The following is a 12,332-nucleotide window of genomic DNA, read 5'->3' on the forward strand; positions in this document are numbered from 1 at the left end:
CTCGCGCGCGAGGCGATCGACAGCGGAGCGGGCGGCCTCGGCGTGCCCCTCGCGGACGGCGTGCTCGCCGCCGCACTGCACGAGGTCGCGGGGCAGCTCGGCCTCGACGCGGACGACGTCGCGGACGCGGTCGAGGCCGCGCTCGGGGCGCGGCTCGTGGACGAGGCGGAGGGCGCCGTCGGGCGCGGCACCCGGTTCGCGCTCGCCCCGGGCGACGAGGTGGTGCTGACCGGCGAGATGCTGCGCAGCCGTCCCGCGTGGGAGGACGCGGTGCGCCGGGCCGGGCTCGTGCCGTGGGCCTACGTGACACGACGGACCCGGCTGCTCGTCGCTGCCGATCCCGACTCCCTGTCGACCAAGGCACGGACCGCCCGGCGCTACGGCATCCCGGTCGTCACCGAGGACGGGTTCGAGCGCCTGCTCGGCGCCGTCGACCTCGCCGCTGCCGACGACGAGCGCGGCGCGCTGTCGGCGTAGCGCACGGCTCGTCCGCGGGCGCGCACTCCGTGCACCCGGAGCGGCGGGCGACGACGCCGGTGCTAGCCGCTCGTCGCGAACCGGTAGACCGACTGGACGGCTCCGGCGCCGAGCACGCGCGACTCGACGAGCTCGGCGGTCACCGGCGCCGGGACCGGACCGAACAGCGGGATGCCCTCGCCGAGGAGCACCGGCACGCGCGTGATGACGATGTCGGAGAGCAGGCCGGCGGCGAGGAAGCCCTGGACGGTGCGGCCGCCGTCGACGTACGCGCGCGAGACGCCGGCCTGGGTCAGCGCGACCTGGAGGCCGTCGACGTCGTGGTGCACGGTCACGGCGGAGTCGCCCAGGGGCGCCTGCGGACCCTCCGGCACGGTGCGGGACAGGACGTGCACCGGCGTCGAGCGGTAGAGCCCGGGACCGGACCCGCGGATCACCTCGTAGCTCCTGCGGCCCATGACGACCGCGTCCACCGACCCGAAGAAGTCGTCGTAGCCGGTGTCGCCGAGCACGTCGTCGTACGACACGAGCCAGTCAATCTCATCGGTGGGACCGGCGATGAACCCGTCGAGGCTGCAACCCAGGAACGCATGGAAGGTCGGCATGGCCAGCACCGTAGGACCGGCCGCCGACACGCCGCTCCGGCGGTGGCGGGTGAACCCACCGACCGGTCAGGAATCGAGAAGAAGCCGCGGTCTGGCCTCTCTACCGTGGAGAGCGTCCAGCCACCACGAGCGAAGGAGCGACGATGACGAGCACGGCACGAACGGGTCCTGAGCCCGCGGGCGCACCGACGGAGGGGTTCTCCGAGCAGGAGCGCGCGGCCATGAAGGAGCGGGCCGCGGAGCTGCGGACGCGGTCACGGCGCGGCAAGGGCGCCGACAAGGCGGCGGCCGACGAGGCCGACGTCCTCGCGAAGATCGCCGAGATGCCCGACCCCGACCGCGCCCTCGCCGAGCGCGTCCACGCCATCGTGTCGACTGTCGCCCCCGACCTCGCCCCGAAGCTGTACTACGGGCAGCCGGGCTACGCCCGGAAGGGGAAGGTCGTCTGCTTCTTCCGCAGCGGTCAGGGGGACAAGGAGCGCTACTCGACGCTCGGGTTCAGCACCCTGGCGGACCTCGACGACCCGGACGGCCTGTGGCCGACGTCGTACGCGCTCACCGAGCCGACGGAGAAGGCCTGGGAGACGGTCGCGGAGCTTGTGCGGCGGGCCGCGGGCTGATGGCAGGCGCCCAGCCCTCTACACGCGGCCCCGTTCGTCCAGAGGGCGCGCGCGGTAGTCGCGCCACGCGTCGAGGAGCTCCTCGCGCGACCCAGCCGGATGCTTCTCGTACCAGTCGCGCGTGAAGCGGTTGTACTCGAACTGCCTGTCGATGGGCTTCGCCCCCTGACCGCGGGTGGCCCGGTAGTGGTCGAGCGCGTCCTGGAGGGTCTGCGTGCCGTCGGAGGCAGCGAAGAAGGCACGCATCTCACCGTCGAAGCGGAACGGTCCGCCGAGCTGCTCGGCGAACCATGCGCGCACGACCTGGCTGCACCGCTGGCCTCGGGGAACGAGGGTCGACGGAGTGAGCACCCCCGAGAGCTGCGCGGAGCCGACGGGACGCGCCCGCACGGGCTCGTCGAACGGCACCCCGTCGAGCAGAGCGGCAAGGCGACGCGTCAGGACGTCCTTGCTGCCCGAGGTCCGTGCACCGATCGAGCGGGCGAAGCCCACCAGCTCGTCCTTCGACCAGTACCAGCGCAGGAGCTCTGTCCCGGTGAGCGAGCTGGTGAGCGCGGGTCGTTCGAAGTCCTGGGAGGCCACCGGCAGCAAGATACCGGGCGACGTCATGGTGAAGGGCGCGGTCCGAACGCGGCGTCTGCCTCGTACGGGACCACCGACTCGACGAGATCGGAGGCCGTCCGCTGGTGAGCGGCCCTTCGAACCGGGCAGGCTGTGCCCATGAGCTCGGACGCGCCCGCCGACGTCGACTCCGTCCTCGACGAGCTCTACGCGCTGCCGCTGGAGCAGTTCGTCGTGTCGCGCAACGCCGCGTCGAAGCGCATCAAGGCGTCGGGCGACGCGGTCGGCGCCGAGCGCGTCGGGCGCCTCGCGAAGCCGACCGTCGCGGCGTGGGTGGTCAACCAGGTCGCGCGCGAGCACCCGGAGGAGGTGGCGGCGCTCGTCACGCTCGGGGACGAGCTGCGGGACGCGACGGAGGACCGCGACCGTGCTCGGCTGTCGGTGCTCGACCGATTGCGACGTGAGCGCACCGAGGCGCTGGTCGGTGCTGTCCGGGACGCCGGCGAGGTCGCGGGGCGCGCGGTGTCCGCGAGCGCCGTCGACCGGCTCGCGGAGACGCTCACGGCCGCCGTCATGGATGCGGACGCCGGAGCGGCCGTGCGTGCCGGGCGGCTCGGCCAGGCGCTGCAGCACGTCGGTTTCGGCCTCGTCGACGAGGGTGGGGAGCCGGCCGACGTCGTCGAGCTGCGGGCCGTCGGCGCCACGGGCGGGGACCGCGGCACGGCGAAGGCACGCCCCGGCGGCGGGCCGTCGCGTCGTCGGGGGTCGGGCAAGGACGCCGCTGCGGAGCCCGAGGAGGACGACGCGCTCGCCGCGGCGGAGCGCGAGGTCGAGGAGACCGCGGCGGAGGTGGACCGGCTCGAGGCGGCCCGCGACGAGGCGGACGGCCGTGCGCGCGAGGCGAGCGACGCCGTCGGGCAGGCCGAGGACGACCTGGGGCGGATCGAGGACGAGCTCGCCCGGCTCGCGGACGAGCGCGACGCGGCGCGCGCCCGGCTCGAGGCCGCACGCGCCGAGCAGGACGAGGCGCAGGAGGCGCTGGACGCCGCCGACGACGCGCTCGAGGCGGCCGAGGAGCGCGCGAGCGCAGCGCGGAAGGCGCGGCGAGCGGCACGGCGGCCGTCGCGCTGACCGGCGCGTTCGTCGTGCGCGAACGCGGGATTGAGCGAGGACGACTCAAGGTTGACGACGTCAGGACGCCGCGGGACCACCGCGGCAGCAGACCTGGAGGAGTCGACATGACCACCACCCTGATCCCCGCCCCGTTCGGCGCGTTCGCGGCGGACCGCCTCGTGCGGGACCTGTGGGCCCGTCCCGCGGCGCCGGTCGCCCGCTCGGGTCATGCGCCGGCGGCGGACGTCTACCGCGACGGCGACGACCTCGTCGCCCGCTTCGACCTGCCGGGCGTGGACCCGGAGCGCGACGTGACCGTCGAGCTCGAGGGTCGTCGCCTCGTGGTGCGCGGCGAGCGTCGCGACCAGCGCGTCGTCGAGGTCCCGGCTGACGCCGAGGCCGCCGAGGGCGAGACCGAGGCCGCCGAGGAGGCGCGCGCCGAGTCGGTCGAGAAGCCGGCCGGTCGCCGCATCCGCGAGGTGCGGTTCGGCGAGTTCCGCCGCACCGTCACGCTGCCGAAGATCGCGGACGCCGACGCCGTCCGCGCGTCCTACGACGCGGGCGTTCTCACCGTGACCGTCGCCGGCGTGTTCGCCGGCCGTGCGCCCCAGCGCATCGAGGTCACGCGCGCGGCCTGACGCCGCACCATGCTCCGGCCGCGCCCGCCCCTTGGCGCGGCCGGAACCCCACGTCGCGCCCGCCCCTGGCGCGACGCGGGCACCGACGGGGCCGGCACTCCCCTGCGCCGGCCCCGTCGTCGTGCACAGGCCCACCGAATTCACCCCGGTCCGCCCTGTCCAGCGCCGTAAGGCGACGGTTAGCGTTCACGGCATATCGCCACAGGCACGGTCGCCGGATCGCCACTGGTGGCGACCGCCGAGACGAGGACGTCCGATGAGCCTGTACTTCAACCCGCCGCCGGGATGGCCACCCGCACCCTCCGAGGACTGGCGCCCGCCCGAGGGCTGGAAGCCCGACCCCTCGTGGCCGCCGGCGCCGGAGGGATGGGAGTTCTGGGTCGCGCATCAGCCGGTCGAGCAGGACGGCGTCCTCGCGGTCACGCCTCCGGAGGCTCGGCGGTCACGACGCGGACTACGGGCGGCGCTGCTGTCCGGAGCCGCGGTGATCGTGTTCCTGCTCGGGCTTCTCGTCGGCCAGGGGAACTCCGCGCGCACGCTCGACGAGGCCCAGGAGGTCTCGGCCGCGGCCGCGCTCGAGCGCGACGACGTGGACGCCGAGCGCGCGACTCTCAAGGAGGAAGCCGCGGCCGTCGAGACGGCACGCGCGGAGGCGGAGGCGCTGCGGTCCGAGCTCGACCAACGCGAGACGACCGTCGCGACGCGCGAGACCGACATCGGAGGTCGGGAGACTGCCGTCGCGCAGCTGGAGGCGGACGTCGCGGCCCGCCTGGCGGACGTCGAGAGCCGCGAGGGAGCGGTGGCGCAGGCCGAGGCCGACCTCGCCACCCGGTCCCGCCCTGCGCCGTCGAGCCCGTCCGGCGGCTCCGCCGCCCCGGCCCCCAGCACCACGACCTCCTACAAGAACTGCGACGCCGTACGCGCCGCAGGCGCGGCACCCCTCCTGGCCGGCCAGCCCGGATACGCCCCGAAGCTGGACCGGGACGGCGACGGCGTGGCCTGCGAGTAGTCGCGGCCCGACAGCCCTGGCTCGCTCAGGCGAGGAGCGTCTCCGGGCGACCGAGGAACGCGCGCAGCGCCTCGACGACGAGCGCGTGGTCGTCCGCCTGCGGGAGGCCGGACACCGTCACGACGCCGACGATCCCCACGCCCCGCACGCGCACGGGGAAGGCGCCGCCGTGCGCGGCGTACTCCTGCAGCGGGAGCTGGTGCTGCTCGGTGAACGTCGTGCCCTTCGCCTTCGCGCGCAGGCCCACGAGGTACGACGACGCCCCGAACCGCTGCACCACGCGCACCTTGCGCTCGACCCACGTGTCGTTGTCCGGCGTCGTGCCCTCGCGCGCGGCGTGGAACACCTGCTGCGGGCCCTTGCGCACGTCGATCGTCACCGCGAGGTCGCGCTCGGCGGCGAGCTCGACGAGCAGGCAACCGAGGCGCCACGCGTCGTCGTGCGTGAAGGAGGCGAGCACGAGGTCGTGCTCCTGTGCCTCCACGGAGGCGATCAGCGCGGGCAGGTCGTCAGGCGTCGTCGTCATGGCGCCATCGTGGCACGCGGATGGTGCGGTGGTCCCGCGCTCGACGTCGGTGTGGACGCGCCGAACCCGGGGTGACGTGCCGTCCGCGCGTCGGAACGACAGGTGACCCCGGGCTCGGCGGCCGAGCAGGCCCGGCAGGCGTCAGGCCTGGCCGAGATCCCCCGTCAGCCGCAGGTGAGCGGCGTGACCGGCACCTCGTAGTCGCGGGCCGTGCCGTCGAGCGTGCCGGTGACCGTCACGGTCGCGGCGTCGACCGACGTCGAGCGCACGGGGAACGACTGGTACGCCGAGCGGCCCGGCGCCACGGCCTCGACCGCGCGCGTGCCGAACGGCGTCGCGAGCGTGACGTCGACCGGGACGTCCTCGCCGTTGGTCGCGCGGACCGCGACGTACGCCTTGCCCGCGAGGCAGCGGGACTGGGCGGTGACCTCGACGAGCTCGGGGCCCTGCGGCGCGCGCTGCAGCGTGACGCGGTCCATGACGCGCTCGGTCGCCGTCTCGTAGGTCGTGATCGTCAGCGCCTCGGGCGTGACGTCGACGTCGGAGTAGCTGGGCGTGCGCTCCTGCTCCCAGCGCGCGGTCCACGGCTTGAGCCCGTCGAAGCCGTAGTACTTCGACCCACTCGCCGAGTTGCCGGTCACGTACAGCACCTGGTCGTCGTCGGGCACGAGCACGTCGCCGACGGCCGGCTCGGACGCCGGGGCGACCGGCGTGGTGCCCTCCATGAGGTGGCTGCGCGTGTAGATGTGGTCGTGGCCCGCGAGGACCAGGTCGACGCCCAGCTCGCTGAACACCGGCGACAGCGCCTCGCGCATGCGGACGACGTCCGTGTCGCGCGAGTGGAAGGCCTGGCTGTACAGCGAGTGGTGGAACGTCACGAGCACCCACGCGTGGTCGTCGCCGTGCTCCGTGACGACGTCGCGCAGGAACGCCTCGTGCTGCGCGATCTGCGCGGCGCTCGAGTCGTTCGAGTCGATCGCGACGACGAGCACGTCGTTGTACGAGTACCAGTAGTCGCGGCGCGGGTCGCTCGACAGGTTCGGCATCGCGTAGTGCTGGTCGTACAGCGCGCTCGCGGTGTCGTGGTTGCCGTCCTGGACGGCGAAGCGCAGCTCGCGCATCTGCTCCGGCGCGAGGAAGCCCGTGTACTGCTGCGTGCTGCCGGCGTTGTCGACCTGGTCGCCCGCGGACAGCAGGAACGCGGTGTCGGGGTGGCGCTCCGTCATCGTGTCGAGGTTCGCGGCCCAGCGCTCGGCGTCGGCGGCGGAGTTCCCGCTCGCGCCGATCTGCGCGTCACCGACGAACAGGAAGCTGAACTCGTCGCCGAACGTGCCGGTGTCGAACGTGCTCGGCTCCGACCAGCCCGTCGCCGCGCTGCCCACGCGGTACGTGTACGCGGTGTGCTCCTCGAGCCCGGTCATGGTCGCGTGGTGGTACGTCGCGCCGTCGGACGCGGCACCCGAGGTGGACGACGACGTCGCCGCGCCCTCCCAGTCGACGACGCCGTCGGCGGCCTCGTCGGCACGGACCCACTGCACCTCGCCGGCGCCCGGGAGCGTCGAGAACCAGGCGGCGTTCGCCTGCGTCTCGTCCGCTCCGACGTTGAGCGCGACGTCGCGGACCTCACCGTGCGTCGGCACGAGCGAGCGGACGTCGAGGTAGATGTCGGAGCTCGTCGGCGCGTCCTGGTACAGCGCGACGGAGACCGTGTTCTCCCCCGGCGCGAACGCGTCGGCCGGCACGACGAACGTGCTCGTCACCGGGATGGTGCGGCCGTTGCCGAAGTACTGCAGGTTCTCCGTGATCTCGCGGTCGTCGTCCCCGAGCCGCGCGACCTCCTCGCCGTTGACGTAGACGATCGCGACGTCGTCGTAGACGATCTCGCCCTCGAACGCCGGCACGCCGTCGAGGTCCGCCGCGGTGAGCTCCACGTCGGTGCGGAAGAAGAACGTCGGGACGTCCGTCGTCGTGCCCGGGATGTACTGCGTGAGCAGCGTGGTGACGGGGAAGCCGTCGCCGACCCCCGTCGGCTGGCCGCGCTTCGCGCCGAACGGCGCGACGCCGGTCTTCCACACCGCGTCGTCGTACGACGTCGTGGTCCAGACGCGCTGGTCCGAGTGGTCGCCGGCGGGGTTCGTGTTGTCCTCGAGGTAGCGCCACGTCGTGCCCGTGGTGCTGAGCAGGGACTCGTCGGCGGCCGTCGTGGTGGCGGTCGGGGCGGGCGCGACGTCGGCCGCGGGGGCGGCGGACGTCGCCGTGGCGGACGCGGCGACGAGCACCGCGCCCACGAGCGAGGCGGCGAGCGCCGAGGCGGTGACGCGCGCGGGCGCGCCCGACCGCCTGGAGGCATGCGGGTTCATGGGTTCCTTCACGGGTCGCGTGGGCCCGGCGGCGACGGCCGTCGGACCACCGTGGCAGCGCCGGACCCGAGATGGGAAGCGCTGTCACGCTACGGAACCCGCATGTCGCCCGGTGGTCGAGCGGGTGAACTCCCGACGGCCAGGACCTGGCGACGAGCCGCGCGCCCTCAGGGGCGCCGCCTCAGTCGCCGCGCGACTTCCGGGTCTCCTTGTCGTTCGCGCGCTGGATCGCCTTCACCAGCTCGTCCTTGGTCATCGACGACCGCCCGTGGACGTCGAGCTTCCGTGCCACGTCCATGAGGTGCTCCTTCGACGCGTTCGCGTCGACGCCGCCCGCCGTCTTCCCCGACCCGTCCGGCCCGCCACCCTCCGCGCGGTCGTCCGACGGCCCCGACTCGTCCTTCGGCTCCCAGTGGTCGCCGACCTTCTCGTGCGTGTGCTTGAGCGCCGCGTACGCGACGCGCGCGGCCCGCTGCTCCTCGCCGTACTCGTCCATCGCGGAGTCGTAGGTTTTCGAGAACGTGCGCTGCGCCTTCTCGTCCGAGCGCTGCAGCGTGCTCGGGATCTCCGACTTCTTCGCGTCCCCGCTGCGGTTGGTCTTCGGCACGTCGGCCTCCTTCGCGGTCGCTGTCCGACGGCGGTCGCCGCCTCGCCCCGAGCGTCTCGCCCCGGGCGCGGCCTCGCCACCGGAGCCCGCGCCGCCGCGCGACCGGCGCAGGGTCGGCCTACGCTGCCCGGATGCCGCGCGCGCTGCTCTTCCGCGGCCGCATCGCCGGCTGGGGCACGACGTCGGGGACGCGGCTCGTCGTCGGGCGCTGGGACGAGTCGCCGTTCGGCGCGTTCGCCGACGTCATGGTCGAGCGGCCCGACGGCGAGCGCCTGCTGCTCGCGCCGACCGAGGACGTCGCGGAGCTCGTCGCGTCCACGTACCGCTTCGACCGCGTCGAGATCGTCCCGGTGACGGTCGACGACGGGGACGCTCCTTCACGTCCCGGGGCGCAGAACGGCTCGGCGTCGCGCGCCTCCGACCCGTGGCACGTGGTGGCCGGGCCGCTCGAGGCGACGCTCGCCGTCGGGCCGCGGACGAGCCTCGGCCGGGCCCTGCGCGCGGTGCCTCCGCGGCTCGCGGCGTCACGGTGGTTCACCGCCGTGACCGACCCCGTGGCGCGGGTCCTGCTCGACGGCGTCCGCACGCGCGGGAGCGCCGGCGCAGGCCGGGTCGAGCACTACGGCGCGACGGACGTGCACGCGCTGGGCAGCGCCACGACGTCGTGGGACGGCGACGACCTTGGCGGGATCGCGCCGGTCGACCCGCCCGTGCGGTTCGGGTTCGGGTCGACGCCGCGTCGCCCGGCGATGACGGACGTCGTGACGACGATCGTGCTCCCGGCAAGCGGCGAGCACGCCTGAGCGGCTGAGCAGTGCCACGCCTGGAACGCGGCGGCGAGCGATGCGTCCCCGCCCGAGTGAGGCACCTCCGCTCGAGTGATGCGTTCCTGAGCGCATCTCTCGGGCCGAAGCGCATCACTCGGCCCGGTGGGCGGCGGCCAGCGGGGACGCGCCTGCGACGACGCTGTCGACGAAGTACCCGGCGGACGGCGCGAGCCGGGCGCGCAGGTCGGCGAACAGCGCGACGCTCGCCGTGCCGGGCCAGTCGCGCGGCAGGGCGCTCGGCGGCAGGCCGGGGTCGAGGTACGGGATCACCCGCCAGTCGTCGACGGCGCGCACCCACCGTGCGAACGCGTCGCGCGGCGACGTCGCGGCCCCGGGTGCCGCTGCGCCGTCGTGCCGGTCGAGGAACACGCGGTGCAGGGCGGCGAGCCGGTCGAGGTCCCACCAGCGGGCGGCGGCGTCGGCGAACGACCCGGCGAGTCGCGGCGTCCCGCTCGGGAACAGGGTCGCGGCGTCGCGCAGGCCGAGGTGGTCGAGGATCTCCTCCACCTCCGCGGTGAGGTGCCCGGGGGCGATCCACAGGCCGTCGGCGACGGTGCCGCAGCCGATCCAGCCGAGGTGGCGGCGCAGCTGGTGGCGCGCGTCGCGACGGCCCTCGGGGATGGAGAACGACACGAGGCACCACGGGTCGCCGTCGGCCTGCTGCCGGTACGCGAAGATGCGGCGGTCGCCGCGTGCGAGCATCGCGTCGGTGCCGGGCGCGAGCCGGTACCCGGGACGTCCGTCCACCGTGTCCGCGTCGAGGAGGCCCTTCGCCTTGACGCGCGAAATCGCGCTGCGTGCACCGCTCGACGGGACGCCCGCGGCGTCCAGCAGCGCGACGAGGTCCGCCGTCGCGACCCGGCCACCGACGTCGCGCAGGTAGAGCCCGACGACCGTGCGGAGCAGCGACGTCGTGCTGCCCGGCCGGGCGTCGATGTCGTCGAGGATCATGCGTCGGGACCCGCCGCGTCGGAGCGCAGGGCGTCCGGGCTCGCTGCGTTCGGGATCACGGCGTCGGGGCGTCGGGCGTGGCGTCGGCGAGCGCCTCGGCCGGGGCCGCACCCGACGTCACCTCGACGAGCGCGTCGCACACCGCCTCGACGCCGACGCGCACCTCGTCGAACGACGTCGACAACGGCGACAGCCCCAGCCGCAGCCCGTTCGGCCGCCGGAAGTCCGGGATGACGCCACGCTCCCACAGCAGCGGCAGCGTCGCCTCGAACGCGTCGTGGTCGACGGTCACGTGGCTCCCCCGCCGCTCGGCGTCGCGAGGGGACGCGACGCGCGCGCCGAGCGGGACGAGCAGGTCGTCGACGAGCTCGAGCGTGAACTCGGTCAGCGCGACGGACTTCGCGCGGATCGCGTCCATCCCGGCCTCGGCGATCAGATCGACCATGTCCTGCATCGCGAGCATCCCGACGATCGCGGGCGTGCCCGAGAGGAACTGCCGCGCCCCGGCGTGCGGCGCGTAGCCCGGCCCCATCTCGAACGGCGCGGCGCTGCCCATCCACCCCTGGATCGGCTGCGTCAGCGCGTCCTGCAGGTCGACGCGCACGTACCCGAACGCGGGCGAGCCCGGCCCGCCGTTGAGGTACTTGTACGTGCACCCGACGGCGAGGTCGACGCCCCACGCGTCGAGCGCGACGGGCACCGCGCCCGCGGAGTGGCAGAGGTCCCACAGGACCAGCGCGCCGGCGTCGTGCGCCTGCCGCGTGATCGCCTCGGCGTCGCTCACGTACCCCGACCGGTACGCGACGTGGCTGAGCACGACGAGGGCGGTGCGGTCGGACAGGACCTCCGCGACCTGCTCGGGGGTCACGCCTTCGTCGTGCTCCGGCTCGATCCAGCGCAGCGTCGCGCCGTGCTCGCGCGCGACACCCTCGAGCACGTAGCGGTCGGTCGGGAAGTTGCCGGAGTCGAGGACGATCTCGTCCCGCCCCGCTGCCCGCGGCGCCGCGAGCGCCGCCCGCACGAGCTTGTAGAGGACGACCGTCGTCGAGTCGGCGACGAACGTCTGCCCCGCCGCCGCGCCGAGCGTCGCCGCACCGATCCGGTCGCCGAGCGCGAGCGGCAGCTCATACCACTCCTCGTCCCAGCCCCGGATAAGCCGCGCACCCCACCGCTCCGTCGCGAAGCGCGCGAGCCGCTCCGCGGACGCGCGTGCGGGCCGCCCGAGCGAGTTGCCGTCGAGGTAGGCGGTCACCTCGTCGGACGGCACGAACGCGTCGAGGTACCGCGCGAGCGGGTCGGTGGCGTCGAGCTCGCGCGCCCGTGCGGCGTGGTCGGTGCGGGCTCCGGGCGTGGCGGTCATCGGTGGTCCTCTCGGGTGGTGCCCGACGGCGGGGCGAAGGCCGGGTGCAGCACGTCGGTCAGGTGCAGGGTCGTGGCGCCGGAGAGCCAGCGCGTGAGCTCGGCGAGCTCGTCCGGGCCGTCGAGGCGGTCGAGGTGGGCGACGCCGGCCGGCGGCGGCCCGGGGACGTAGGTGACGGCGCCGACCGCGGGACCGCGGCCTGTCGCGGCGAGTGCTGCGTCTGCGGGCGAGTGCTGCGTCCCGGGACGCAGCTCTCGTGCGGGAACGCGTCGCTCGACGGTGCTCGGGCGGGGCACGTCGGAGGTCAGCGCGCGCAGGAGGTCGTCGGCGCCGAAGCCCGCGACCGTGAGCGCGCGGAGCTCGCGCTCGTGCACGCCGAGCGGCAGCGGCCCGTTCCCGAGGTCCGTGCCGTAGACGACCGTGCCGCCCGCGGCGACGAAGCGGCGGACGTTGTCGATCGCGACCTCCTGCTCCGGCGTCGGTTCGCCCCAGCCGTGGATGTCGAGCGTGCTCACCCACGTCATGCCGGTGCCCGACGACGTCCGGTCGCCTCCGCGCGCCCGGTCGGCCGCGCGCGTGGTGCCGTGCGCGGTGGTGCTCGCCGCGCCGCGCGGCGAGCCGCCCCCCGCCATCGCGAAGAGCAGCGCGTCGGGCAGGCGTTCGGAGAACGGGGCGTGC

12 protein-coding genes and 2 pseudogenes are annotated in these 12,332 nt (G+C 74.7%); 6 read left to right on the forward strand and 8 right to left on the reverse strand.

The features are described from left to right. Window positions 1–477 (forward strand): annotated as a pseudogene (locus JZ5iCDA_RS18895) (hypothetical protein); the annotation flags it as partial. Between the two features lie 62 nt (window positions 478–539). Here JZ5iCDA_RS18895 and JZ5iCDA_RS11410 read toward each other — a convergent pair. Further along, window positions 540–1,082, reverse strand: a complete 543-nt coding sequence (locus JZ5iCDA_RS11410) for a dihydrofolate reductase family protein (RefSeq protein ID WP_069387299.1) — start codon at window positions 1,080–1,082, stop codon at window positions 540–542. 143 nt (window positions 1,083–1,225) lie between these two features. Here JZ5iCDA_RS11410 and JZ5iCDA_RS11415 point away from each other — a divergent pair, with 143 nt between their 5' ends. Next, a complete protein-coding gene (locus tag JZ5iCDA_RS11415) occupies window positions 1,226–1,702 on the forward strand; it encodes a DUF1801 domain-containing protein (RefSeq protein ID WP_069387288.1) in 477 nt (158 codons plus the stop codon). 18 nt (window positions 1,703–1,720) lie between these two features. Here the strand turns inward: JZ5iCDA_RS11415 and JZ5iCDA_RS11420 are convergent, their stop codons facing one another. Next, window positions 1,721–2,284: a DUF6434 domain-containing protein gene (locus tag JZ5iCDA_RS11420; RefSeq protein ID WP_253182058.1), complete on the reverse strand. Its 564-nt coding sequence runs from the start codon at window positions 2,282–2,284 to the stop codon at window positions 1,721–1,723. Between the two features lie 138 nt (window positions 2,285–2,422). Here JZ5iCDA_RS11420 and JZ5iCDA_RS11425 point away from each other — a divergent pair, with 138 nt between their 5' ends. The 3 genes from JZ5iCDA_RS11425 to JZ5iCDA_RS19395 all read left to right on the forward strand — a co-directional run bounded on the left by JZ5iCDA_RS11425 (window position 2,423) and on the right by JZ5iCDA_RS19395 (window position 5,023). Continuing rightward, window positions 2,423–3,394, forward strand: coding sequence for a hypothetical protein (locus tag JZ5iCDA_RS11425; RefSeq protein ID WP_069387290.1), 972 nt, complete (start codon window positions 2,423–2,425; stop codon window positions 3,392–3,394). Between the two features lie 107 nt (window positions 3,395–3,501). Continuing rightward, window positions 3,502–4,014 carry an Hsp20/alpha crystallin family protein gene (locus tag JZ5iCDA_RS11430; protein ID WP_069387291.1) on the forward strand — a complete coding sequence of 171 codons (513 nt, stop codon included), beginning with the start codon at window positions 3,502–3,504 and terminating at the stop codon, window positions 4,012–4,014. 256 nt (window positions 4,015–4,270) lie between these two features. Beyond that, a complete protein-coding gene (locus tag JZ5iCDA_RS19395; protein WP_069387292.1) occupies window positions 4,271–5,023 on the forward strand; it encodes an excalibur calcium-binding domain-containing protein in 753 nt (250 codons plus the stop codon). A 25-nt stretch (window positions 5,024–5,048) separates the two neighbouring features. Here JZ5iCDA_RS19395 and JZ5iCDA_RS11440 read toward each other — a convergent pair whose 3' ends face one another. From JZ5iCDA_RS11440 to JZ5iCDA_RS11450, 3 genes are all read right to left on the reverse strand, one after another. Continuing rightward, window positions 5,049–5,549: a heme-degrading domain-containing protein gene (locus tag JZ5iCDA_RS11440; protein ID WP_069387293.1), complete on the reverse strand. Its 501-nt coding sequence runs from the start codon at window positions 5,547–5,549 to the stop codon at window positions 5,049–5,051. A 164-nt stretch (window positions 5,550–5,713) separates the two neighbouring features. Further along, the gene (locus tag JZ5iCDA_RS11445) at window positions 5,714–7,909 is read right to left on the reverse strand and encodes a purple acid phosphatase family protein (protein ID WP_069387294.1); all 2,196 of its coding nucleotides are present in this window, start codon (window positions 7,907–7,909) and stop codon (window positions 5,714–5,716) included. A 181-nt stretch (window positions 7,910–8,090) separates the two neighbouring features. Then, entirely contained in the window at window positions 8,091–8,516 is a 426-nt protein-coding gene (locus JZ5iCDA_RS11450; protein WP_069387295.1) for a ChaB family protein, read from the reverse strand. Window positions 8,517–8,647: 131 nt separating this feature from the next. Here JZ5iCDA_RS11450 and JZ5iCDA_RS11455 point away from each other — a divergent pair, with 131 nt between their 5' ends. Then, window positions 8,648–9,319: a hypothetical protein gene (locus JZ5iCDA_RS11455; protein WP_069387296.1), complete on the forward strand. Its 672-nt coding sequence runs from the start codon at window positions 8,648–8,650 to the stop codon at window positions 9,317–9,319. Between the two features lie 114 nt (window positions 9,320–9,433). Here the strand turns inward: JZ5iCDA_RS11455 and JZ5iCDA_RS11460 are convergent, their stop codons facing one another. The 3 genes and pseudogenes from JZ5iCDA_RS11460 to JZ5iCDA_RS18900 form a co-directional block, all read right to left on the reverse strand. Then, window positions 9,434–10,294, reverse strand: a complete 861-nt coding sequence (locus JZ5iCDA_RS11460; RefSeq protein WP_069387297.1) for a PaaX family transcriptional regulator — start codon at window positions 10,292–10,294, stop codon at window positions 9,434–9,436. Between the two features lie 55 nt (window positions 10,295–10,349). Continuing rightward, window positions 10,350–11,654, reverse strand: a complete 1,305-nt coding sequence (locus JZ5iCDA_RS11465; RefSeq protein WP_069387298.1) for a kynureninase — start codon at window positions 11,652–11,654, stop codon at window positions 10,350–10,352. Continuing rightward, window positions 11,651–12,332: pseudogene (locus JZ5iCDA_RS18900) on the reverse strand (hypothetical protein); the annotation flags it as partial. The pseudogene JZ5iCDA_RS18900 and the gene JZ5iCDA_RS11465, both read right to left, overlap by 4 nt.

The sequence above is a fragment of the Cellulosimicrobium cellulans genome, assembly GCF_001722485.1.
Classification (GTDB): domain Bacteria; phylum Actinomycetota; class Actinomycetes; order Actinomycetales; family Cellulomonadaceae; genus Cellulosimicrobium; species Cellulosimicrobium cellulans_A.